The sequence below is a fragment of the Parabacteroides chinchillae genome, assembly GCF_900108035.1.
Classification (GTDB): domain Bacteria; phylum Bacteroidota; class Bacteroidia; order Bacteroidales; family Tannerellaceae; genus Parabacteroides; species Parabacteroides chinchillae.
In genome coordinates this window covers 85,216-110,175 of record NZ_FNVS01000013.1, presented here as the reverse complement: position 1 = coordinate 110,175, position 24,960 = coordinate 85,216, and the positions used below count along the sequence as shown (strand labels likewise).

The following is a 24,960-nucleotide window of genomic DNA, read 5'->3' as shown; positions in this document are numbered from 1 at the left end:
AACTTTATTATTTTAGTATTTGTCAAATGAAGGTTCTTGTTAATCCAAATCTACATTACCGGTATTACCCGTCTTCCAAGGAGCTACGACAGCCTTCACGTCAATCTGGCTTTCCGTAGTATTTATCTTACGTTTTACAGTAACCGTAACTAAAGAGGAATATCCTTTTGTAATACCCGTACCTCCTTCGGTTCCTTCAAATGCAACCGGAATATTGCTATAGGTTTTGGATACTCCCTTGATAGAGATGGTTATGTTGATATTCATGCTAGCCATAGGGCGAATCATAACCGGGCTACCCACGTCTATTCCGGCTTCGGTAGCGGCAGCGGAGGAATTAATACCCGGCAAGGCAAACTCGCCTTTATCCTGATACGTAATAACACTGTCTCCCAAAGTAATAGATTCCGGCAGACCTACATTAAGCAATGTTACACTCTGAACCGTAACCACAGAATCTGCGCTCATACCCTCTTCTTTCAGAATCTTGAAACGCACCTGGCCGGTCTGATGGTTGAAGGTGAAAAATTTCTCATTAGTTCCAGCAGCCTCTATTGTTCCTTTATCGATCGTAGAGGCATACAATACATCCTGCAAACCGTCTACAGAGGGAAAAGTAACTTTACCGTTTCCGCTGGACAAGGTACCTGCCGGCGCTACGCCTACCATATAGGCACGGATGTTAGAAGCTTTGTTATAATACAAAGGCACCGAAAAGCCTACAGACTGTGCAGTAGCAGATGCCGTAAACGTACCGCTGGATACGTTGGCCGCATCTGTTGCATAATTAGCAAACGTGCCGCCATCTCCCAACGTATTGGTGGTGATAGGCACAAGGGCATTCCATTCGGCAGCCGTAGGTTCAGGCGTTTCTTTGGCAATCAGGGCTATGGTTGCCGTAACAACATCGCCATTCGAGATTGCAGCTCTGGTATCTACCCCTGTTTTCAGCTCGATAGGCGTTTCGCCGGAAGCTAAAGGCGTTTCGTTTTCAAACTCATTATTATTGCAACCTGCCATCGTTACGAGGCAAATGGCTGCCAATACATACTTTTTCGTCATAACTAAATTGTTTTAATGTAAATTCTATTTCATCGGGATCATTTTATAAAATCATCGGGATGTTTTGCCGAAATCATCGGGATGTTTTTTACATCGTCCCATTGCCTGAACCACCGTCTTCCCATTCGGTTACGGTTGCCGTTGCCGTAATCTGTCCTTCGCCACGGAACTGAATCGTGATATCGAACTTCTTGCCGGCTGTAGATCCGGTATAATCCGTACCATCCGTTCCTTTCAGGTTAATCGCTACTTCCTTGCCATCAGTCGCCTTTGTAGAAGTATATACCTTTAACGTATATTCGTCTTTTACATCGCCACTGCCATCAACAGCATCCACCGGAGCAACCAACGCATAAGCAACCAGTTCCGGTGTAGTAGCAACGGAAACAGTCTTGCCGGTTAAAGCATCATCGGTATAAGTTATTTTACCATCGGCTTCCGTAGCCTGGAAAAACGGAATCGCAGTTGCAGAACCCGTATATGTGGCCGAAGGATCCGAAAAGGTTTGCGACACCGAATTTTTCGGAGACGCATTCAGCGCTTTATCCAGTTCTATTTTTGTAATATCACCCCAATCGGCAACTGTGGTAGCATTGCCCACCACTTTTACATGCAGCTTGGTAAGCAAGTGGCTAAAAGCAAAATTCAGCGCACCGTCTGCTTGCTGGCCGGACACCTCCGGTGCTAACATCAAGTCGGTTTTACCGTCTATAGTAGCCGTAGCAGATGCACCGGCGGCAATAGTCCATACACTCCCTGCAGGATAAAATCCGCGAAAATACAGGGTGGTAGTTCCATCTTTCCACTTTACACCGGAAGGGAAACCGTATTCGGTAGTTCCGTTATCTTCGAATGTGATGTCTCCTTTAGCTTCGGCACCGGCATTATCAGTATAGATAGTAGCATAGCTGTTCGATGATGCGGAACCGATGATATGAGCCGTCAGTTTATTCGTAGAACTGATAGTTCCGTCGAAAGGCGCTCTGGTATCTGCTGTAATTGTCTGCGCACCGAAACGAATCTCCTGTCCTTGCGACAACTCTACAGCCACGTTGTCGTCGTTATTGCAGCTTGCCAATACCAGTGAGGCAAAAGCTGCGAAAGCATAATACTTGTTCATTTTCATTTTTTATTCTTTATTTATTAATTAGCTTCAATGCCATCAAGATGGCTTTGTTTCTGTCCTGGTCATTGTGTTGTCCTTGCGGGCTTTGTTTCTGTCCTTGCGGGCCTGACCCGCAATCTCATCCTAAACATATTGTCTTGATGGCTTTAGCCTAAGCTCAATTGCCGTCTGCTTTAGCTGACGGATTGAGGGATGTTTGCTCTCTGTTGGCTTTAGCCAAATTCCTTTCTGATTGGGCTAAAGCCCTTGAAAGAAGGAAACTCTGCTTCCGTCGGTTAAAACCGACGGCAATTGAAACCAGGCTAAAGCCATTACCTGCAAGCTACCATCTCTACAAGCCTGTACCAGAAAGCTACCCTACAAATCTGTATCAAAAAGCCCTACAAGGCTGTATCAAAAAGCCACTCTACAATCCTGTACCGACTACGGTTTATCTGTTACCGATCCTGATCCTGTACCGCCGGTTATCCAAGGCTGAACAGAGGCTGTTAACTGGATTTGCTTTGCAGGATCGGCCGAAGCCAGGTTGAAAGTAAGGGTAACTTCATACGATTTACCTACTTTAAATTCGCTATCACCACCTGCAGGTATTACCTTTACATCGGTAAATGTTTTGGCAGAAGTAGAGACGTTCAACAGGAATTCAGATTGTCCGGGTTGCAACATAACCGGCACACCTACCTTGGCAGCTTCTGCGGTAGAAGCGGGAATCGTTACTTTTCCACCATGGACAGCTTCGTTAAACGCTACCAACGCAGCAGGCGTAGCCCAGCCTGAAACAAGGCCGTCTTCGATGTTCATACTTCCGGTTGTATTAGCGGAAGCAAACTGGATACCGGTTATCTGCAGGTTCTCGGTTCCGCTTACGCTTGCCATGTCTGCATGTTTGATTACCTTAAATGTAATTTGTGTCAGTTTGTGGGCGAAGTCCAAATTGGGAGGTGTGGTAGTTTCATTATTACCGATAGCCGGAACAGCACACATCAGGTCTTCTTGTCCGGTAAGCGTAAAATGAAACACAGGAGCTGCAGCGGTCGATACTTCAAGATAATTATCTCCGCTTGTTCCCGTTGCAGCATACGGGTGAAATGCCATAAACTTAACATAGTCCGTTTTCTGCGCCGGATAATAATAAGGAATAGGAAGCACAATGCCATTGTCTTCTTTCACACTTGCCGGTTTTACATTATCAAGGATAACGGCTGCCGTCCAATCCGCAATCGGGGTGGCGGCTGTTGTGTTGGTGGTTGTAATACCGAAAATACCTATACCGGCATCGTTCAGTCCGGTAACCGTATTAACAGGGGCTTTGGTTGATACCCCCGTGCCCAATAAAATGGGTGTCTTACCATTATCCAGCCCTGTAGTTTCATTTTCATTGCTACAGCCGGCCAAAACAATAACTGCTAAAGCAGCGACATACCATGTTTTCTTCATGTTTGTTCTTGTTTGAAGTTTTATACTAAAATTCACATATATTCTTATTGCACGGTTCCATTTCCTGTCCCGGACTGCCACGGAGTAACCGAAACTCCCAAAGAAATATCTCCGGTACCCGAAGTATCCGAGGGATGTAGTTGTACCGTGATAAGGTAAGCCGTACCCGGACGGCTCTTCTTATCCGCTTCATCAAAACAGACCGGCAGTCCTTTGTAAGCTTTCGTTTCGTTGCCGGAAAAAGTGAGTTCCACATCCAAAGTGAGTTCCGCACCCGGTTCTACCAGAACCGGCAAAGGCAACCGCCGGACTTCTTCCGATAAAACTATACCTTCATTCCTGGCAGGCTCCACATAGACAGGTAATCCGGCCTGATCGCCGTTAAACGACACTTCGGGCAACTTATCCGTAGCAGCTTCCGCCAATCGCAACGAAGCCTCTTCCCTACTTCCGTTGATGTACAAACTCTTTAACCGGATTTCCCCGTTTGCCGTATTTGTCAAGCGTATGTTGAATGCGCATTGCGTAAGCAAATGGTAGAAATAAAATGTTTTATCCGCTAAAGTAAAATTGTCGATAAAACTACCTTTCCGCTCCACTGTTGCCAGCAGATCGGTCTGACCGTCCAAACGATACACTGCCTGCCCTTCCGATAAGGGAGCCACCGGATAATAGCCCCGGAGATACAAATAGCTACGGTCTTCGGGATAGATATATTCCCCATCCAGACTGGTTTCGGGCGTTTGGGCTATAGCCTCCCAGGTCTCGGTATAGGCGGAAGGGGCATCTCCTTTGGCAAAGGCCACCCGCTGGCCGTCCAGGCTGCTGAGGCAGGCGCGCGTTTGCGGATATACTCCCACCTGCAGCGAAACCGTACGTTTATACCGGTCTGTATATTTGCTGCCGGAATCGTCCGAACAGGCTATACATCCCATATAAAGCGCTACTATTCCTATAAATATTTTTCCGTTCATTCCAAACCCTCCTTCCGATTATTTCCGGCCGATCCGGTACCGGTATGCCATCCCACCAACTGGAGGTGCAAGCCTTCGGGGCAGGAAGTATCTATCACTAATTCCAACTCGATGGTGGCTTCTACCGTACCGGAAGCGTCTCCCGATACGGCTTCATTAATAAGTTCGGTTATATCCAATTCATTCTTTAATCCGTTTCCATCAACCAGGGTGATATCCAGTACCAGCTTATTTTGTCCGGCAGACATCTCTCCGTCAATATCAGGTGTCAGGCCAAATACGGTTTGTTCGGAACGGAAATGCCCTCCATCCTGCTTGCTTAACGGAACAGGCACTGCCACCAAATCATTATATGATGCCTTCCCCGAAGGAATATGTACGGAAGGAGACACGCCGGTTAGCGTCCCTTCTATCGCAGAAACTTCTTCGCTTCCCTTGATCTTTACGTCCAGCAGAACCGAACAGACCAACTTCCGGGGATAAACCGTGTAGATTTTATCCAGAGAACCGTCTACCTGCACATCGGCTAGTCCCGTACCATAAAAGTTACCGGGAGGCAGGATAAGGACAGGTTCTCCGGCACGGGTTACAAGGGATACCGGCTCCCCGGAGGCAGAAAGGCTATGAGCATACGCCTGGTCATATCCTTTATCCGTTTGCAAATAGATATTTTCAAAATCGCTGTTTATCATCACCATCTTATAAGTTCCCGCAGGCAAAACACCTTCGTAACCGCTACCATCGCCTTCGCACACAACCGGAGTATCGCTACCGGAAGGATAAAAATAAAAGCGTGTTTTCGAAGAAAGTGCCTGCCCTTTCCAATCCAAGGAAATAAAAACTTTGCCTTTCCCCTTTGCCGAATACCGGTCTGTATCGCCATACGTACATGACGAAACAAAAACGAGAAGGCTCAGGCAGAGGGTTTGCAGCCATCTGCCATAGCTTATTTCCATTTGTGAAATCTCCCTGTTCATCTAGTTATCCTCCTTCTCTCCTTCTTTCTTTATTATTTACGAAAACCGCAACGAAAAAGAATATTTACCGATGCTCCCACTATCCAATTGCTTTGGGCAAAAGCGTCTTCATAATAATTTTTATTCTCTGCCGGAGAATACCGGTAAACCTTACCATCATAAACATTCCGGTATCCCACCGACAGCCGGCCTTCTACCAAAAGCCAGGTGCTATATAGCGGCAATGTATACCCCAGTGTAAAACCTGCCGAATAGAACCGTCCGGTTTTCCCATAGTTCTGGGGCTTGTTATCCCGAATATCAAAATCGCCATAGCTCGCACGGAAACCGACATTGAAGCCGCCGAACCTGTTATTATCCGAGAACCATAAACGGGGTTCCAAAGCAAATTCGGAAACACCCCACAGGTTATCTTTTCGGCCGTCGTACGAAGAATAAGCATATAAGAATGAAAATTCGGCCGAATAACGTTGCGCAAAACAATATTCTACAGCTCCATTATACATAAGAGCACCTGTGCCGTAGCCCGAAGCATTTTTGCCATCGACAGCCCATACAGGAACCAGTCCCATCCACGGCAGCAGATTCGTTTTTATACCTATATTAAATAGGCCGGCTCCGGAACACACCCCTGCAGAGGCCGGTTCGGGTAAGCGCTCAACTTCGGACAGAGGCTGCACTTCAGGTTCTACAGATCCGGTAAATTCTCCGGAAGTTTGTCCGGATTGCACCGGTACTTCGGCTAAAAATTCTCCGGCCGGTTCCTTTGTTTCCTCTTCAGGTTCAAAAGCATCTGTTACTTCCATATTATAATAATACAGATCGTAAAAAGGGAGTTGCCCATAACGGGATAAAGCCCCCGAAATATCCGGACGTGAACTGCTGAAAGAGAAAAAAATATCGCGGTTAGCCCCGGCCGGTACAGGTTTATTTATCAACCTCACCTGCACAACATCGGATGCCTGCCCGCTCCTGTTAATATAAAAGACAACTTTTTCATACGGAATATCAAGACGCTGTCTTAGCAACGAACGAATAATACCAGCCCTGAAAGCAGCACGGTTCAATAAATAATCATCCGTATCCCCGTCGCTTTCAATAAACGATTCTACCAGAAAGTAGTAATCCGAATTTGCCGAGGCAGTCGAAAAGGCAGCTGTTTCCTGTACAATCCGCTGCCACTCGTACGTATTATTCCGGTACCCTTCTTCATACAATTCTCCCCCGGGGCGAAAAACAAAACGATACACATTTTGTACTTCTTCCGACACTTTAGCGAATGCCCATCCGTTTCCCGAAAACAGAAAACAAACAGTAAAAAAGAATACCAACAATACAGATTTCGTCATTCCTCTTACTTTTTCATAATTTAGAATATCAAATCACCCATTTTTTTCAGTGGCAACTATCCTTCCATACAGATTTTTGTAAACCTCCATTACTTTATTTGACTGAGGCCCCTTAATTCCTCTTCGTATCGCATTATACACGGTCTTTTCACTAACTCCCGCAACTTCTGCAACCCTTCTTTTCCAATTCTTGGGCGGCAATACGGGAAGTTCTATTTCTTTAACTTTAACTGTAGCCATAGCGTTATACATGTTTTATCCTAATCCAAATTTTACTATATTTGGGGCGTTACCTGTAGAGGTAACAAATTAAGTTGTTAATGCAAATATATACAACATTCTGTAATAATCAACGGCTATCAAGAATTATTTTCAATTTTCTGTAAAAATAAAACTATGGCGAGCGAACTTACTATACGATTCAAAGAAGCGTATGACTATCTGTTATCCATGGGAGAAGTAACTGGATATAAAGATTTTGCTACTAAAATAGGCATTAGTACATCTATGATTACAGAGATTTTCAAAGGACGAAGTAACGTAGGGGCAACTGCATTACAAAATATTGTATTAATATTTAAAATAGACGGCAATTGGCTATTGGCCGGTATTGGCGAAATAACCCAAAATAATGCAGCTGAACAGTTAAATTCGCCGTCAGAGGCAAAAAAGGTATTGCTAAATACACAAAAAGACGAATCCATTTTGTATAAAATATATAAAGAAAAAGATGAAGAAGTAGGTAATCTGAAAGAATATATAGGACGGCTTAAAGCCTATATAGAATTTCTGGAAAATAAAAAACAGAAAGAAGAGATAGAATAATGAATTATGAACTATACGCATTGCCGGTAAGCCGTATATCCAAAAAGTTTTGTATTTTTGCGCCGTATTATACAAAATAATAGCGTAATGAATCTATTAGAACTGAGTGAACAGGAAATCATCAGACGTAACAGCATGGAGCAGTTGCGCCAAATGGGGATAGAACCTTATCCCGCAGCCGAGTATGTAACAAACGCTTTTTCAAAAGAAATAAAAGAATCCTTTAAAGATGATGCAGAACCCCGTGCGGTGACTATAGCGGGACGTATTATGAGCCGTCGCATCATGGGCAAGGCCTCTTTTATGGAGTTACAGGATTCTGAAGGCAGAATACAGGTTTATATCTCCCGTGACGACATTTGCCCCGGAGAAGACAAGGAACTTTACAATACGATATTTAAGAAATTACTGGATATAGGGGACTTTGTCGGCGTTAAAGGTTTCGTTTTCCGTACGCAAATGGGTGAAATATCCATTCATGCCCAGGAATTAACCGTATTATCCAAATCTCTCAGACCCCTGCCAATCGTTAAATACAAAGACGGTGTGGCATACGACGGATTCAATGACGCAGAAATGCGTTACCGCCAACGTTATGTCGACCTGGTGGTTAATGACGGTGTAAAAGACATTTTTGTAAAACGCACCAAGATATTCAATTCCATGCGTAACTTCTTTAATGAAAGAGGTTATCTGGAAGTAGACACTCCTGTGCTTCAAAGTATTCCGGGCGGAGCCAGTGCACGTCCGTTTATTACTCATCATAACGCATTGGATATTCCTTTATATCTGCGTATTGCCAACGAACTCTATCTGAAGCGACTGATAGTTGGCGGCTTTGAAGGTGTATACGAATTCAGCCGGAACTTCCGGAACGAAGGTATGGACCGTACACATAATCCGGAATTCACAGCTATGGAAATTTACGTTTCCTACAAAGATTACAACTGGATGATGAACTTCACCGAACAAATGCTCGAACGTATCTGTATGGACGTACTGGGCACAACCAAAGTAAAATACGGTGATAAAGAAATAGACTTCAAGGCTCCATACAAACGGATTTCAATGATTGATTCCATCAAAGAAAACACCGGTATAGATATTTCAGGGATGAACGAAGAGCAGCTTCGTGATGTATGCCGCCAGCTGGATGTTGAACAGGATGAAACAATGGGTAAAGGCAAACTGATCGATGAAATATTCGGAGCCAAATGCGAAGGTAACTACATACAACCTACTTTCATTACGGATTACCCTATTGAAATGTCTCCATTGACAAAGAAGCACCGTAGCAATCCGGAACTGACAGAACGTTTTGAACTGATGGTTTGCGGTAAAGAAATCGCCAATGCCTATTCAGAACTAAATGACCCGATAGATCAGCGCGAACGCTTTATGGAGCAACTTCGCCTGAGCGAAAAAGGAGATGATGAAGCCATGTTCATCGACCAGGACTTCCTCCGCGCACTGGAATACGGTATGCCTCCTACAAGTGGAATGGGTATAGGTATGGATCGTCTGGTAATGTACCTGACCGGACAAACGACTATTCAGGAAGTATTGTTCTTCCCGCAAATGCGCCCGGAAAAGACAGTTAAAAAAGATCCGGTGGAAAAATATGCTGCCCTCGGCATTAACGAAGCATGGGTTCCGGCTTTACAAAAGGCCGGTTATACAACGGTTGACACACTAAAAGATGTAAACCCGAACAAACTAAGGCAAGAACTTTGCGAAATGAACAAAAAGTATAAACTGGAATTGCAAAATCCGTCGGCCGAAGAGGTCGAATTATGGATTGCCAACGCAGCCAAATAAAAATAATACTATGAAATTGCCTGGAAAAATTGCAATAATGGGGGGCGGAAGCTGGGCTACCGCCTTAGCCAAAATTGTACTTTCTACCCAAGATAGTATTAACTGGTATATGCGCAGACCAGACCAAGTAGAAGAGTTTCTGCAACAAGGACATAACCCCAGTTATCTTTCTGCCGTAAAATTCGACACAGATAAAATCAAATTCTATACAGACATAAACGAAGTAATCAAAGAATCGGACACGCTGATCTTTGCAACTCCTTCACCTTTCCTCAAGCAGCATTTGATGAAAGTAACCACTCCAATGACAGACAAATTCATCATTTCTGCCATCAAAGGAATCGTTCCGGATGAAAACCTGCTGGTTGCCGATTACTTTGCAGAATATTATAATGTCCCGATTGAGAATATTGCTGTTATCGGCGGTCCGTGCCATGCAGAAGAAATTGCACTTGAGCGGTTATCATATATCACCCTTGCATGTTCAAATATAGAGCATGCAAAAGCTGTTGCGCCCGTATTCAAAAATACGTATCTGAACAACTCGTGTTGTAAAGATGTTACAGGTATCGAATACGCTTCAGTTCTGAAAAACGTATATGCTATCGTTGCAGGCGTCTGCCACGGCATGAAGTACGGCGATAATTTTATAGCCGTTTTCATTTGCAACGCTATCGAGGAGATGAGAAACTTCCTGAATGCCGTACACGGACTGGAACGCGATATAACAGACTCCGTATATCTCGGAGATTTACTGGTTACGGCATATTCCCGTTTTAGTCGTAACAGGACATTCGGAACAATGATCGGAAAAGGATATTCCGTTAAAACTGCCCAACTGGAGATGGAGATGATTGCTGAAGGTTATTACGGAACGAAATGTATTTATGAAATTAATGAAAAATACAAGGTAAACATGCCGATTCTGGATGCCTTACACGATATCTTGTATAAAAAGAAATCGCCGACAACAGTAATCAGGCAATTAACTGAAACATTCAAATAATAACAAATAAAGGCAGATTACAAGTTTGCCCTTTAAGACCGATATAAGTTATGAAAAACATCAGTTTAAACATTGACAAAGCACTAGGCTTTGTATCAAAAGAGCAGATATACGCTCAGGAAGCAAAGGCAAACGAATGCATTGCTACATTGCACAATGGTAACGGAGCCGGTAACGACTTCCTTGGTTGGTTACATCTCCCCTCTTCTATCACAGAAGCAGAGTTGGCTGATATTGAAAACACAGCAAACATTCTCCGTTCAAAATGCGAAGTAGTTGTTGCCGTAGGTATCGGTGGTAGTTATTTAGGAACAAAAGCTGTTGTAGAAGCTCTGAATAATAGCTTCGACTGGTTACAGGCAGACCGTAAAAATCCGGTTATACTTTATGCCGGACACAATATCGGAGAAGATTATCTGTATGAGCTTTGTGAGATTTTGAAAGACAAACAATTCGGTATCATCAATATTTCCAAGTCTGGAACAACGACTGAGCCGGCTCTGGCTTTCCGTATGTTAAAGAAAATGCTGGAAGATGCCGTTGGCAAAGAAGAAGCCAAACATCGTATTGTTGCAATAACAGATGCAAAAAAAGGTGCGCTTCGCACTTTGGCAGACCAGGAAGGTTACAAAACATTCATCATCCCTGATAATGTAGGCGGACGTTTCTCCGTTCTTACTCCTGTAGGTTTATTGCCTATAGCAGTTGCCGGTATCAATATCCGCGAACTGGTGAAGGGAGCTGTAGACATGGAAAAGAATACCGATATAAGTATACCTTTTGCACAAAACCTTGCAGCTATCTATGCAGCTACACGGAACGAATTATATAAGAGTGGAAAAAAGGTTGAAATCCTGGCAAACTTCCATCCGAAACTCCATTACATCGGTGAATGGTGGAAACAGCTTTACGGCGAAAGTGAAGGTAAAAACGGAAAAGGTATTTTCCCTGCTTCCGTAGACTTTACTACCGACCTTCACTCCATGGGACAATGGATTCAAGAGGGCGAACGCATAATCTTTGAAACTGTTATTTCCATCGAAAATCCGGATCACAAAGTAATTATACCGACTGACAAAGAGAATTTGGACGGTTTAAACTTTCTTGCAGGCAAACGCGTAGACGAAGTAAACAAGATGGCAGAACTGGGTACCCAGCTAGCTCACGTGGATGGTGGAGTTCCAAACCTGAAAATCACATTGCCGGAAGTAAGCGCCTATTACATAGGACAGCTGTTCTATTTCTTCGAAAAAGCTTGCGGTATCAGCGGTTACATGCTGGGTGTCAATCCTTTTGACCAACCGGGAGTTGAAGCCTACAAAAAGAACATGTTTGCCCTACTGAACAAACCGGGTTATGAAAAAGAAAGTGAAGCTATAAAAGCAAAACTATAAGCCAAAGATGATAGCTGACAATTCTTGTCGCTAAAACATAAAAAGAAGGTGTATCAAACGCTATTACCGGACGCAGATGACGCAGAACACACGGAAGAACGCAGACTGATTTTTATTATCAATATGGTCTGCGTTCCTTAATTCCGACTTTTGACACACCTTCTTTTTATTTATTATTTATCAGCCGTATTTACATTCTGTATCTTAAACCGGCAACGACCGCTCCCATATGCCCGAAGCCCGCTTCAACAAAACCTGCAAACTGGCGCCCCAGTTCCCAACCAATAGGTGAAGCCCGGTACATAAAGAAAGGTGTTACTTTTGTTTTTTCCGTAGCTTGGTGCTCTTGTTCATCATAAAAAGAGACTTTCGTAGTAGCCAAAGAAATTCCCACATTTACTCTTGAATATAAAGTTACAAAATCACGATTGAACCAATTATATTTAAAGGAAGGAGCAATCGTATGAAATGATATGAATCAAAGATAGTGGTTTCTACATAATCAACAACAGTTATTAAACAATATTTCTGTGCTAAAACGTTCTAAATATTGTACTTTTGCCTCACTGTAAACATATAATCAAAAAAATGATCCAAGAGGCAATTACACAATATCTGCAAAAAAACAAACAGGAAGTTATCTTACCAAAAGCTGTTCTATTTGACATGGACGGAGTTTTATACGATTCCATGCGTTTCCATGCCCGTGCATGGCACGAAGTAGCAACCAAACACCATCTTCTTTCCAGTCCTGATGATTTTTATATGTTTGAAGGGCAAACAGGCAATAGTACTATAAACGCACTTTACCAGCGCACTTTCCAGCGGGATGCAACCGAAGAAGAAAAACAGACGATATATAGACAAAAATCTTCTTTGTTTAACAAGTATAACGATGGGGAGCCAATGCCTGGTGCGGCCGATGTATTAAAACAAGCCCGTACATCCGGATTACAAACCTTAGTAGTTACCGGCTCCGGACAACACAGTCTGCTTAATAAGTTAAACCATACTTATCCGGGGTGCTTCACTCGCGAAAAGATGGTAACTGCATTTGATGTCAAGTATGGGAAACCTCATCCGGAACCATATCTGATGGGATTACAAAAAGCCGGCGTAAAAGCTAACGAAGCATTTGTTATAGAGAATGCACCTATGGGAATAAAAGCAGCCGTAGCTGCCGGTATCTTTACGATTGCCGTAAACACGGGGCCTCTGCCTGATTCCGTTTTGCTGGACGAAGGAGCAAACCTATTATACCCCGACATGAAAAGCCTGGCAGATGACTGGAAAAACATAATGGATATATGTTCCGCCACAAAATAAAAAAGGTCTCAAAAGTTATTACCGAACGCAGATGAAGCAGAATGCGCAGATTTACGTTCGGTAATGGCTTTTGAGACCAGTTCTTTATTGTTTTACTGTAAATTAATTATTTCACATAATCCGCTGCATTCAGGAAGTCATAACTTTGCTGACAGCTGCCTACAGGATCATTGTTTGTATATTGTTCTATTTCCACATACCAGTCTTTGATATTATTTGCATACATTTGGTCAAAGATTGGCTTGAAGTCCATCTTTCCGCTGGCACCGATCTCTTTATCATCTTTAATATGAAGTGCTTTAAACTGGCTTGGACGTGCTTTCAGATAAGCCACAGGATCACTACCGGCTTCTTTGCACCAATATACATCCAATTCAAAAAATACATGATTCGGACTAACATTATCCAACAAAAAGTCATAAATCAACTGGTCATTGATTTTACGGAATTCAAAACTGTGATTATGGTAACCAAATCCGATGCTGGCAGCTGCCGTCTTAAATCCGACAGTGTTAAAATAGTCGCAATACATCTTTAGGTCATCTAGCGTAGTCTGGTCATTGACAGGCATCCAAGGCTGAATCATATACTTTACGCCCAATTCATTGTGGGCTTCGATAGCACGGTCCCACCAAGCCATCACTTCGGTTTCTTTTTCTTTGGTATATTCCTGTCCTAAATGTGCACTCGTACACTTCATACCCAGGTCTTCCACCATTTTTTTGAACTCTGCAGGAGCCAGTCCATAAATTTTACCGTTATCATAACCGGCTGTTTCCAGATTCTTATACCCGATTTTAGAAGCGGTTTCGAGTACAGACCGTATACCCGACTCCTTTACCATTTCACGTAAAGAATACAACTGAAGACCTACATTTTTAGCAGATTCGTTTGCAACGCTTTTATTAACGCAGGAAGATAAGAACTGAGGTACAACCAAACCTCCGGCAAGCATTATGGATGCCTGTCTCAAAAAATCACGTCTGTTTTGCATAGTAAATAATTAAGTTTGCTTGAGAATTTTAGCAAATGTAGAAAAAATGCTGATTCTATACAAGTTAGCGCTTCATTTTCATATATTTATACTGGCGAATGATAAGTTTACGGCTACGAATGATCTGGTAACGATAGATAATACAAGCCGTAATAAAATAAAAACCAGCCTGAATCCATAACGTTTTATACTCGGCCGCCACCTCACTAAGGGTCGCTCCCATTGTATTTATCCGTATAAAACCCTGTATACCGGGAGTAGACGGGAATAAATATCCCAAAGCTTTCCAAAAAGGCGGGATAGCTTCCTTTGGCCAGGAAACACCGGAGATAAACAACAATATAACAGAAGTAAAAACAAAAACCATCATGGGCGATTCGCGAGACGTCATAAAACCGGACAACATCATTGAAAAGAAAATACAAGCAAACAAATAGGGCAATAAGAACAACAGTACCGTCCATGCCTCACCAACCTGTGGCAACCCGAAGAGTTTCGGAACAACAGCCAAAACCCAGATACAGACAATTACATACAACAAAATATAGGTAAGCGATTTACCCAACACGATACGTAGCGTACCATTGAAGTGGCGGCTCACAGGAACCAGACAATGAAAACGATTTCTCTCACGTGCTGTTCCGCCTAACATACCAATGCCTAATATTAATGTCTGCTGGATAACCAAAATCAAAATAGCCGGTACGAGGAAACTGGCAAAGCCATTCTGTGTATTATACAACGCTATAGATTCATAAGGAATGGGATTAACAGTAATCTCCTGCAGCTTATCCGTAGAAGCCGGATTATTATGCGCTCTCAACTCCGCTCCCATATCCAACGACACTTCCATCGAAGCCAGCAAAAAAGCTTTATAAAAAAGCAAACTGCTCATATCACAATAAAGAGCAACTTCCGTCTGATTTCCCTTATGTACTTCTTTACTGAAATCGGAAGGAAAGTAAAGGATACCATATGCTTTCTTCTCATCCATCATTTTCCTGGCAGCTTCCATATCGGGACAGATACTAACAACCTGCACATCCGGAGTGGCATTGACACGACGGATAAATTCGCGGCTCAGATGAGAATCGGACTGATCTACCACAACCAGTTTTGCCTCATGAACCACTTCATTATTATAAATAAAAGAATACAACAAAGGATAAATGAAAGGCACCAGGAAGAAGAAAATCATCACACCGGGGTCTTTGAATACATTCTTCAGTTCATCCTTCCAGATATAACATGTATCCAGAATGCCTTCCTTGATAATATATCGTAAACGATGCTCTTTTTTCATATCTCTTACGGAATATATTTAAAGTAAAGCAAGGCTCCTTTTAAATTCTTTCCTATCAGAAACGGAAGTATAAGAAAACCAAGCAACCACAAATATTGATCGATCGTATAATACAAATCCCGGCCATTTAAAGCCTGATCTACATAAATCAGAAAGTAATGACGCAAAGGAAACAGATTGCTCAATGCCTGCAATGTTGGGTCCATTCCCAATACAGGAAACGAAAAACCTACAATAGAGAAAGCGATCATACCGAACAAACTAGCAAAACTAAGTCCCAGTCGTAATGTAGGTAATACACCAATCATAAAGATCCCCATCGCCTGTGATGCCAGAACCAACAAAAACAGAGCTGCCAGCATAGGCGTCCAACCACTATGCAAAGGGAAAGCATTGAAACCATATAAAACAGCACAACACATAAAACCAGTCAATGTAAATATCAGTGTATGCGGCAGCAGTTTCCCTATCAAACTTACAGTAAGCGAACCATTCCCCATTTCCAGCCATTTTCGGGATGTAGCATATTTAATCTCTGTCCCGATACTAAATACGGTAACAAGGAATATCATCAACTGCAATATGCCCGGCAATAACGTATTATTAAGATATACAGAATAGTTAAGCCACGGATTACCAATCGGGTGCGTATCTATCACTATAGGTTGTAATTGTCCCATAATCCGGGCTTCAGTATATCCTTTAGCCTTTCCCATTTGCAGCCCTACAGACGCACCGGCCAACACGGACATTGTCTTCATGTCGCGAAACAATAAAGAAGCAGCTATCAGATAAGTGCCATTTGTATAAAATGACAACTTTGGTTGTTTACCTGTTGTAGCCTTTACTGCAAAATCTTCAGGTATATAAAAGATACCATATATATTCCCTTTCTGCATTTCCCTGCGGGCTTCGGAAAAAGATTGCGTGCGCATTACCACCTTCGTCTGTTCAAAAGCATCTAACTGACGGATAAGATTACGTGATGTAGCCGATCCGTCCATATCTACTACTGCGACAGGCATATCAGTAGGCAAACCATCTTTCATCAGTGACAGAAAAAATACAATGCAAAGCACAGGTGCAACCAGCATGCAGAAGATATAAATCGGCTTTTCAACCAGCCGGTGCATTTCCCGCGCCGCTACGTTACGAATACTATGTAAACACTGCTTTATAGTCATAGTCAGGTTACTTCGATTTCTTTTTCAGGATAACAGACATACCGGGACGAAGGTCGGCCACTGGCTGCGCAGGACGGGCACGAACCTCAAATGTTTTAAAGTCATATTGACCGTTCGTCTTCGTTGCTTTCCAAGCGGCATACGAACCCATATCCTTCATGTAATATACTTTCAATGTTACAGGCTGATTATCGAAAGCAGGAATAAAAGCCTGCAATTCGGAACCCACTTTTATATCCTTCAACAAATCTTCGCGGATACTGAACGTAACCCACATATCATTCAAATCGGTAATATTCATAATAGGTGCTCCGGTTCCTACCAACTCTCCTACTTCAGGAAAACGTTCGGAGACTTCACCGTCTATCGGAGATACCAAAGCCGATTCATTCAGATAAGATTCCACTTCGGCAACAGCTCCGCCGGCCTGCTGAACCAATGCCGCAGCCGCTGCTTTATCTTCCTTACGGGCACCTTCTTTTGCCATTTCATATTGCGAACGGGCCGCCTTCTCGGTAGCAACCATCGCTTTATAGTTTGCTTCCACCTCATCCCGTTTCTGCGCAGACATCACACCTTTATCATACAGGTTCTGAATACGGTCGTACGACTTTTTGGCAATCTCTAAACCGGCCTGCGCTTTTTGCCACAACTCATATGCACCCGTCACTTCCTGCGAACGAGCTCCATGTTGCGCTTTTGCACTCTGGGCTTCAGCAGCCTGACGAACGGCTTCTGCCTGTTGCAACTTAGCTTCAACCTCCGGTGTATGCAAGAAAACCAATGTATCGCCAGCCTTTACCCTGTCTCCTTCTCCAAAGCGATAAGAGTCAATACGTCCCGGAACTTTTCCGGAAATACGCACCTGCGTGGCTTCTGCCTGTCCCATAATAATATCATCGGGAGGCGTAAGTAAAAAGAATCCGGCCAAAGCAACCAAACCAACTACTACCAACACGGCAATGAATGCCAGCATCATGTTACTGATCGTAAACTTCTTATCTTCGTTCATCTCTGTATATCGTTTTATATTGTTATTATTCTATTCGTTTGAAGAAAGTTTACCCAATGCTTTATCCAGATAAACCTTAGTCAGCTTTACATCAATTTGTGCATCAATCAATTCGGAACGGGCAGACACCCAAGCCGTCTGAGCTTCCATCAAGTTAAGAGCAGGGATAACACCTTCTTCGAAGCCATAGTTGGCATGGCGAAGATTTTCATCAGCTTTTTCCATATTGCGTGAAGAAGCTATCAACTTTTTGCCTGCCTCATTTACCTTGTAAACAGACTGATTTACCTGCAATTCTACTTTCTCACGGGCATTTTCCAACTCTAATGCTTTAATATGGGTTTCAGCCCGGGCCGAATTACGTTTGTAAGTACCTTCCCACCAACCAGACAATGGAACCTTTACCATCACCCCTACATTGAACATCCCGGAAAACTCGTTTTTAAAGCCATTATGCAGGTTCGGATTCGTTACAAAATAGTTCGCGGACAAAGCTACGCTAGGCAGCATTTCGGAAAGTACTATCCTTTCCTTCTTCTGGTATATCTTCTTTGCCAGATCAAGGCTTTTCAGTTCAAAGCGATTCATAAAAGCCTCGTTTACATCGGCCGAAGCATCCGGAACAGTAACAGGAAAATCTTCTATATTTTCATCTGCCAGTATTAAAGCCTGCTCTAATGGCAAACCACAAATCTGGGCTAAAAGCATACGCGACAGAGCCAAGCCGTTTTCCACTTTTGTCTGTGCCATTTCCGCCTCATTAAGTTTTACTTTTACAGACAAACCGTCGGCCTCCGTTGCCACACCCTCTGTTATCATAGCAGTGACATCACTATCCATCTTGCGAAGAAGTTGCACATAAGCATCTGCCAGTTTCTTCTTATTTACCAAAGAAATAACCTGCCAGTACGTTTCGTCGGTTTTATAGATTGTTTCCTGCAATTGCAAGTCGTTCATGGAAAGTGCCAGTTGTCTGGCATATTGGGCTATCTGATTGTAAGATACAATCTTCCCTCCCATAAATACGGGTTGTACCAACGATACGCTTCCGACCCATACATTCTGTATGTCAAGATGCTGAAGATCGTTTACACCTCCTACCACTTTATCCACGATAGGCAAATGAGCCAGTTCTCCCAACGAAGAACCGATGGCAGATTGCAAAGCCCCCATATCCAACAGATTCAAATCTTTTTGATTCCACATATAGGCTCCCATTGCCGAAAGCTGTGGAAAATACTTGGTAAGAGCGGCTTTCTTTTCATTATCCGCCATCTTGATTTTCTCGCCGGAAATACGCAGTTCCTTATTGTTACGAATAGCTAAGTTACGACATTCTTCCAAAGTCAGCACTTGTTGGGAATAGGCTTGGCCAAGCGTCATCAATAGTACCAATAATACAATGATTCGTTTCATCTTCGTTCCGTTTTTCATTCTAACACCCTAATAAGGACAAATATATGAATATCCGGCACAAAAGTACAGGTTTGAATTAAATATAAAATTGAATTAATTCAACAAAAGATACGTTTTTTCAGCTTACAGTACCACGTATTGCTAACCCCCATATATTGGGCTATATATTTATCGGGCACACGGTTAATGATCCATTTATAATGATTATAGAGATACTTTATAAATTCCTCGGCCGTACAAGACTGCCGCACTGCAAACATAGAATAAAGTTTGGCAATAATAGTTAGCATCACATTCTGGTAATAAGAGGCAAACAAGGGATAACGCAACGACATTTCCTCTATCTGCACACGTGAGAAACAAAGCAATTCACCATCTTCGATAGCTTTTATCTCAAAATCGGAAGGAGCCTGGGTGAAATAACCTATAGCGGAAAGAAAAGGAAATTCGCTGTCGGCAGCAAATCCGGTAACCGCCTCTTCCCCTTTTTCACTTATATATAGATTAATAAATAAGCCTTTGTTGATAAAATATGCATCCTGACATAATTCGCCGGTACGAAGAAGGTAGTCGCCTTTTTTTACATTCAGCACTTTAGCCCGGTCTTCCAACTCCTTCACAAAAGCCTTATCCCCTGCCAGAGCTTCGGGTATATCGGCTAACAACCTTGCAAAGGATGCATCGGTTTCCATAAATCAGTCTTTTAGTTCAAAACTTCGGCGTCCTATCAAATTACCGTCTGCAAAAATATCGGCACGGTAAGTACCCGGAGAAAGAAATTCTTCAATATCCCAATACATTGTAACTGCTACTTCTTCACCCTCATATTCAATCAGCTTTTTCATAGAATAGTTGATGTCTTTTCCCTCAAAAGCAAATACATTTCCGCGGCTCTTTACCAATATATCGTCATCCGGTTTCATAATACGTACATACAGAACCTTCTCTCCCACCGGAGCTGTGATATTCTTCGCAATCTTAAAGTTGACAACAAACTGCTGCATCTTACTTATTTTCTTTGCTAATTTCCCGCGCGAATTCACAGGAGTTACGCTAATATCCGTAGCATCCAGACGGCTGGCCAGAGTAACACGTTCGGTTAGTTTTTCTTTTTCTTTCTTCAAGTTAGCAGCAGTAGAAGTAGCTTGCTGAAACTTCTTCACAACCTCTTTATTTTCTTCTTTCAGCTGGGTATTTTCTTTATGCAGCGAATCGATCTGTGCCACATAGTTTCGCATAATCTTACGTAACGTTTCCAATTCTTTCTTAAGACGCGATATTTCCTTGGCATTAGTAGCCTTAACAGTGCGTAGCTCTTCCAAAAGACGTTGTACCTTTGCCTGCTCTGTCGATAACAAAGCAACCAGCGAGTCATTGTTTACACTGAATTTATATCCTTCATAGGTCATCGACAACTCATTATACTCGTCTTCAAGAGACTCTTTCTCAAGATCGAATGTCTGCACCAACCCTTCCATTTGTTGCTTCTGGTGAAAAATATAATATCCGGCACCAGCTAAGATAAGAACCAACACAATTACTGCAACAATAAGCAGCGAAAATTTATTTATCTCTTTCGTTTCTCTCTTTTCAGTATCCATACACACATGTATAAATGAACGTGCAAAAGTAGTATTTAATAAGATGTCTATAAAATGATCCGGCAAGGTTTTACATATTTTAATATTATATTAACAAACGTATTTTGCAGCGTTAAAAACAGCAACTTGCATTAAAGCACACCAATGAGGCAAACCGGACAAAAAATGGACTCATAGTTATGATTTTGGAAAGTCATAATTATGAGTCTGTAAAACGATAAGGATGAAAATATTTCGGTTGACTACCCTTTCCTGCCTGATTGCCTATCTTATTCAATTTAGTTGCCTACCTAAAAAGTACGGAATAAAAGTCTCGACAAAGGGTCGTTTAAAGGGTCACTTTGTTATCTCCTGTCACCTTCTTCGAGGGGTGTTTCAAAATCTGAGAAATAGTCTTCAATTATTCTACAAAAGCATGCAACATATTACTACATAGGATATTACAATACAAAACCACTATTTTAAAAACTTAAAAACAAACCGGATCGAATTTCATTTTAACACTTCCGCGAACACTTTCCCTAAATGGCTTTAGCCTGGTTTCAATTGCCGTCGGTTGAAACCGACGGATAGTAGAGCCATCCTCTTTCAAGGGCTTTAGCCCAATTGGAGAAGATAGCTAAAAAGAGCTTTCCAGAAAGAAATTTGGCTAAAGCCGATACAGAAAGCCTCCCTTAGTCCGTCAGCTGAAGCAGACGGCAATTGAGCTTAGGCTAAAGCCATAAAAGAACAGACCATATCGGCCATCCCAAAAGAAAGCTGCGCTTAGCTTAGCTTTCTTGTTAGCGGCATCAGCGGCTGGGCGTTAAACGCAGGTAAAAGACGTAGTAACGAAACCAGCGGCTGTTTGAGCAAAGCGAGTTCCGCTGGTTAAGCGAAGTCTTTTGCCGGAGTAGCCCGGACGGTGCAGCCTTGACCTTTTGGTTACTTTTGGGTCAAGCCAAAAGTGACAAAAACAACCTTGTATCTTTTGTCTACTTTTCTGTCAGGAGAAAAAGTAAGCAAAAATGTTCGCGGGAAGCACTAAAATGCAGCAAGCATAACCTCGCAATAATAGAATAATAATATATTTATCAGCAATTTATACCAGACATCATATCTTTTACAATTTGGGGATAAGCCCCGAAGATGGTGACAGAAGGTGACAAAGTGATAAAGTTTATATTACCGGTTTCCGGGAACAAACCTAAAATACCATCCGGTAAGTAGCAATCCCCGCAAGGATAAATAGATAAGAAAAGCCATCCAAAGTGCATGATTGCCCATGTTTGTCTGAAACACAAAATAGACCAGAAAAAAACCGGCCATAGCCACAAACATAGAATACAACATCGAACGCGTAGCCGTAACGCCAATACATACACCATCCCACAAGAATGCAGCAAAACCGGCAAAAGGGATTGCCAAAACCCAATAAAAATAGGTGTTTGCTTCTTCTATCACGTCTTGATTATTCGTCAATAAAGACAGAAAGCCTTCTCCGCCCATACCATATAATAATGTAAAGAAAAACGCTAAACCTGTACCCCAATAAAACAGGGTACGAACAGCACGCCGTAAAGAGGTCATATTACCCGCGCCGGCATAACGTCCGGACAAGGCTTCGCCAGCATAAGCAAAGCCATCCATGATATAAGAAAACAAAGTAAAGAGTTGCATCAACAAGGTATTGACCGCCAACACTACATCACCTTGCTTAGCTCCGGTGGAAGTAAAAAAAGTAGTAACTGCAATTAAACACAACGTTCTGAGAAAAATATCTCCGTTGACGGAAAAGAAACGGCGCATGGCCCTAAGTTCCAGACTTTGTTTAATACAAATTCTTACCCGTAATTTTTTATAGTAGCGCAACCAAAGCACAAAGGCCATCAAAAGTCCGCCATACTGAGCTAACAGCGTTCCGAATGCCACACCTTCCACCTTCAGGTGAAAGCCAAAAACCAGCACTAAACTAAAAATGATATTCAGTATATTCTGCATTATGGCTATGAACATCGGAAAACGGGAGTTTTGCATACCAATAAACCATCCTACAAACCCATATAACCCCAACACCGCCGGGGCTCCCCATATACATATACGAAAATAAACGGATGCTAAAGACCGCACCTCTTCGCTGGTGTCTAATAAATAAAAAGCAATCTTCTCTATCGGATATTGAAAGACAAAAAGTAACGCGGCTATAAACAAGCCTACACTAACAGCACGAACCAAAATGCGAACAACCTCATCCAGATCACGCTTTCCATAAGCTTGAGAAGTCAGGCCGCTTGTCCCCATCCGCAGGAAGCCAAAGCTCCAATAAATAATATTAAATAACAGACCTCCTACGGCAATGGCACCGATATAAGCAGCCGAACCCAAATGCCCTACAATAGTTACATCAATCAAGCCCAACAGCGGAACAGTTATATTGGATATAATAGACGGTATAGCCAGTTGGAGTATCTTCTTATTCATTTTATTCATCGGAACGTTTTGTTTAGAGAGAACAAACATACGTAAATTAACAGAATATTTACATACACCTTTTTCTGCTTCCCTAATTTATTACTACCTTTGCACCACTTCAATTAAACATAGACATTTGCATGCACGAGAAAATTATTATTCTTGATTTCGGCTCGCAAACAACACAACTGATCGGACGCAGAGTCCGGGAGTTGAATATGTATTGCGAGATTGTCCCTTACAACAAGTTCCCGTATGATGCTACCGATGTGAAAGGGGTTATCCTTTCAGGCAGTCCTTATTCTGTTTATGACACCAATGCTTTTAAAACGGACCTGAGCGAGATTCGCGGTAAATATCCGGTATTAGGCATTTGTTACGGAGCTCAATATCTGGCTTATACGTCGGGAGGAAATGTAGAGTCGGCTAATTCGCGCGAATACGGACGCGCTAACCTTTCATATATCAACAGTAAAGATCCGTTACTGGAAGGAATCATCACCGGTTCGCAGATATGGATGTCGCACGGCGATACGATCACCAAACTTCCCGATACCTTCAAGGTAATTGCCAGCACAGACGATGTACAGGCAGCCGCCTACCATGTGGAAGGAGAACAGACCTGGGGCGTACAGTTCCACCCGGAAGTATTCCACTCGACCGACGGAACAAAGCTGCTCGATAACTTCCTGAATATATGCGGATGTGCCAAAGACTGGACTCCGGCATCCTTTATCGAATCGACTGTTGCCGAACTGAAGGAACAACTGGGAGATGACAAGGTAATCTTGGCTTTATCCGGTGGCGTAGACAGCTCTGTAACCGCAGTATTACTGAACAAGGCGATCGGTAAGAACCTGACCTGCATTTTCGTAGATCACGGATTGCTCCGCAAGAACGAGTTCGAGAATGTGATGAGAGACTATGAGCACCTGGGTCTGAACGTGATCGGGGTAAATGCAAAAGATAAGTTTTACAGTAAACTGGCCGGTGTATCCGATCCGGAAGCGAAACGTAAGATTATAGGCAAAGGCTTCATCGACGTATTTAATGAAGAAGCCCGCAAACTGAAAGATATTAAATGGCTCGGCCAAGGTACAATTTATCCGGACGTGATCGAATCGTTATCTATCACCGGAACGGTTATCAAGAGCCACCATAACGTAGGCGGACTGCCGGAAGATATGCACCTGAAATTGGTTGAACCGTTGCGTCTTCTGTTCAAAGACGAAGTACGCCGCGTAGGTATGGAAATGGGTATGCAGGCACATCTTATCAAACGCCATCCGTTCCCCGGGCCAGGGTTGGGTATCCGCATCCTGGGCGACATCACTCCTGAAAAAGTACGTATCTTGCAGGATGCCGACGCCATCTACATGAACCTGATGCGCGAATGGGGATTGTACGATAAGATATGGCAGGCGGGTGTTATCCTCCTTCCTATTCAGTCTGTTGGTGTTATGGGCGATGAACGTACTTACGAAAACACAGTGGCTTTGCGTGCTGTAACTTCTACAGATGCAATGACGGCCGACTGGGCACAATTGCCTTACGAATTCCTGGCAAAAGTATCGAACGAGATCATCAACAAGGTGAAAGGCGTAAACCGCGTAGTTTACGACATCAGTTCCAAGCCTCCCGCAACAATCGAGTGGGAATAAAGCGGGAATACAGACAGCTAAACGAAACAGATCTACTAATTTAA

General features: G+C 42.8%; 22 protein-coding genes. 6 read left to right on the top strand and 16 right to left on the bottom strand.

Features of this window, described 5'->3' with window-relative positions:
• Positions 1-39: 39 nt before the first annotated feature.
• The 7 genes from C4S38_RS11340 to C4S38_RS11310 all read right to left on the bottom strand — a co-directional run bounded on the left by C4S38_RS11340 (position 40) and on the right by C4S38_RS11310 (position 7,165).
• Complete coding sequence (locus C4S38_RS11340) at positions 40-1,062, bottom strand: fimbrillin family protein (protein WP_103983833.1); 1,023 nt, start codon at positions 1,060-1,062, stop codon at positions 40-42.
• 88 nt (positions 1,063-1,150) lie between these two features.
• On the bottom strand, positions 1,151-2,188 hold the full coding sequence (locus C4S38_RS11335) for a fimbrillin family protein (RefSeq protein ID WP_103983832.1): 1,038 nt from the start codon (positions 2,186-2,188) through the stop codon (positions 1,151-1,153).
• Between the two features lie 423 nt (positions 2,189-2,611).
• Positions 2,612-3,625, bottom strand: a complete 1,014-nt coding sequence (locus C4S38_RS11330) for a fimbrillin family protein (protein WP_103983831.1) — start codon at positions 3,623-3,625, stop codon at positions 2,612-2,614.
• Positions 3,626-3,669: 44 nt separating this feature from the next.
• Positions 3,670-4,599 carry a fimbrillin family protein gene (locus C4S38_RS11325; RefSeq protein ID WP_103983830.1) on the bottom strand — a complete coding sequence of 310 codons (930 nt, stop codon included), beginning with the start codon at positions 4,597-4,599 and terminating at the stop codon, positions 3,670-3,672.
• Positions 4,596-5,576, bottom strand: coding sequence for a DUF5119 domain-containing protein (locus C4S38_RS11320; protein ID WP_103983829.1), 981 nt, complete (start codon positions 5,574-5,576; stop codon positions 4,596-4,598). Before C4S38_RS11320 ends, C4S38_RS11325 begins: the two co-directional genes overlap by 4 nt.
• Before the next feature lie 32 nt (positions 5,577-5,608).
• Positions 5,609-6,925 (bottom strand): DUF3575 domain-containing protein, encoded by a 1,317-nt coding sequence (locus C4S38_RS11315; RefSeq protein WP_103983828.1) that lies wholly within the window; start codon positions 6,923-6,925, stop codon positions 5,609-5,611.
• 33 nt (positions 6,926-6,958) lie between these two features.
• Positions 6,959-7,165 carry a hypothetical protein gene (locus C4S38_RS11310; RefSeq protein ID WP_103983845.1) on the bottom strand — a complete coding sequence of 69 codons (207 nt, stop codon included), beginning with the start codon at positions 7,163-7,165 and terminating at the stop codon, positions 6,959-6,961.
• Positions 7,166-7,321: 156 nt separating this feature from the next.
• Between C4S38_RS11310 and C4S38_RS11305 the strand changes: the two genes are divergently transcribed.
• The 4 genes from C4S38_RS11305 (at position 7,322) to C4S38_RS11290 (ending at position 11,968) form a co-directional block, all read left to right on the top strand.
• Positions 7,322-7,750: a helix-turn-helix domain-containing protein gene (locus C4S38_RS11305; protein ID WP_103983827.1), complete on the top strand. Its 429-nt coding sequence runs from the start codon at positions 7,322-7,324 to the stop codon at positions 7,748-7,750.
• Between the two features lie 87 nt (positions 7,751-7,837).
• Positions 7,838-9,568, top strand: a complete 1,731-nt coding sequence (gene lysS / locus C4S38_RS11300; protein ID WP_103983826.1) for a lysine--tRNA ligase — start codon at positions 7,838-7,840, stop codon at positions 9,566-9,568.
• 10 nt (positions 9,569-9,578) lie between these two features.
• Positions 9,579-10,574: an NAD(P)H-dependent glycerol-3-phosphate dehydrogenase gene (locus C4S38_RS11295; protein WP_103983825.1), complete on the top strand. Its 996-nt coding sequence runs from the start codon at positions 9,579-9,581 to the stop codon at positions 10,572-10,574.
• A gap of 50 nt (positions 10,575-10,624) precedes the next feature.
• Positions 10,625-11,968 (top strand): glucose-6-phosphate isomerase, encoded by a 1,344-nt coding sequence (locus C4S38_RS11290; protein ID WP_103983824.1) that lies wholly within the window; start codon positions 10,625-10,627, stop codon positions 11,966-11,968.
• 190 nt (positions 11,969-12,158) lie between these two features.
• Here the strand turns inward: C4S38_RS11290 and C4S38_RS11285 are convergent, their stop codons facing one another.
• On the bottom strand, positions 12,159-12,350 hold the full coding sequence (locus tag C4S38_RS11285) for a hypothetical protein (protein WP_146059479.1): 192 nt from the start codon (positions 12,348-12,350) through the stop codon (positions 12,159-12,161).
• Positions 12,351-12,556: 206 nt separating this feature from the next.
• On the opposite strand from C4S38_RS11285, the gene C4S38_RS11280 reads away from it, so the two are divergent.
• Positions 12,557-13,294 carry an HAD family hydrolase gene (locus C4S38_RS11280; protein WP_103983822.1) on the top strand — a complete coding sequence of 246 codons (738 nt, stop codon included), beginning with the start codon at positions 12,557-12,559 and terminating at the stop codon, positions 13,292-13,294.
• Positions 13,295-13,400: 106 nt separating this feature from the next.
• Here the strand turns inward: C4S38_RS11280 and C4S38_RS11275 are convergent, their stop codons facing one another.
• The 8 genes from C4S38_RS11275 to C4S38_RS11235 form a co-directional block, all read right to left on the bottom strand.
• On the bottom strand, positions 13,401-14,288 hold the full coding sequence (locus C4S38_RS11275) for a sugar phosphate isomerase/epimerase family protein (RefSeq protein WP_103983821.1): 888 nt from the start codon (positions 14,286-14,288) through the stop codon (positions 13,401-13,403).
• 64 nt (positions 14,289-14,352) lie between these two features.
• Positions 14,353-15,591, bottom strand: a complete 1,239-nt coding sequence (locus C4S38_RS11270; RefSeq protein ID WP_103983820.1) for an ABC transporter permease — start codon at positions 15,589-15,591, stop codon at positions 14,353-14,355.
• A 5-nt stretch (positions 15,592-15,596) separates the two neighbouring features.
• Positions 15,597-16,775: an ABC transporter permease gene (locus C4S38_RS11265; protein ID WP_103983819.1), complete on the bottom strand. Its 1,179-nt coding sequence runs from the start codon at positions 16,773-16,775 to the stop codon at positions 15,597-15,599.
• Between the two features lie 7 nt (positions 16,776-16,782).
• A complete protein-coding gene (locus C4S38_RS11260; protein WP_099464959.1) occupies positions 16,783-17,787 on the bottom strand; it encodes an HlyD family secretion protein in 1,005 nt (334 codons plus the stop codon).
• A 30-nt stretch (positions 17,788-17,817) separates the two neighbouring features.
• Complete coding sequence (locus tag C4S38_RS11255; protein ID WP_103983818.1) at positions 17,818-19,203, bottom strand: TolC family protein; 1,386 nt, start codon at positions 19,201-19,203, stop codon at positions 17,818-17,820.
• 98 nt (positions 19,204-19,301) lie between these two features.
• Positions 19,302-19,895 (bottom strand): Crp/Fnr family transcriptional regulator, encoded by a 594-nt coding sequence (locus C4S38_RS11250; RefSeq protein WP_099464958.1) that lies wholly within the window; start codon positions 19,893-19,895, stop codon positions 19,302-19,304.
• A 3-nt stretch (positions 19,896-19,898) separates the two neighbouring features.
• A complete protein-coding gene (locus tag C4S38_RS11245) occupies positions 19,899-20,804 on the bottom strand; it encodes a hypothetical protein (protein ID WP_099464957.1) in 906 nt (301 codons plus the stop codon).
• A 1,164-nt stretch (positions 20,805-21,968) separates the two neighbouring features.
• A complete protein-coding gene (locus tag C4S38_RS11235) occupies positions 21,969-23,264 on the bottom strand; it encodes an MATE family efflux transporter (protein WP_103983844.1) in 1,296 nt (431 codons plus the stop codon).
• A 131-nt stretch (positions 23,265-23,395) separates the two neighbouring features.
• On the opposite strand from C4S38_RS11235, the gene guaA reads away from it, so the two are divergent.
• Positions 23,396-24,916: a glutamine-hydrolyzing GMP synthase gene (gene guaA / locus C4S38_RS11230; RefSeq protein WP_103983817.1), complete on the top strand. Its 1,521-nt coding sequence runs from the start codon at positions 23,396-23,398 to the stop codon at positions 24,914-24,916.
• Positions 24,917-24,960: the final 44 nt, after the last annotated feature.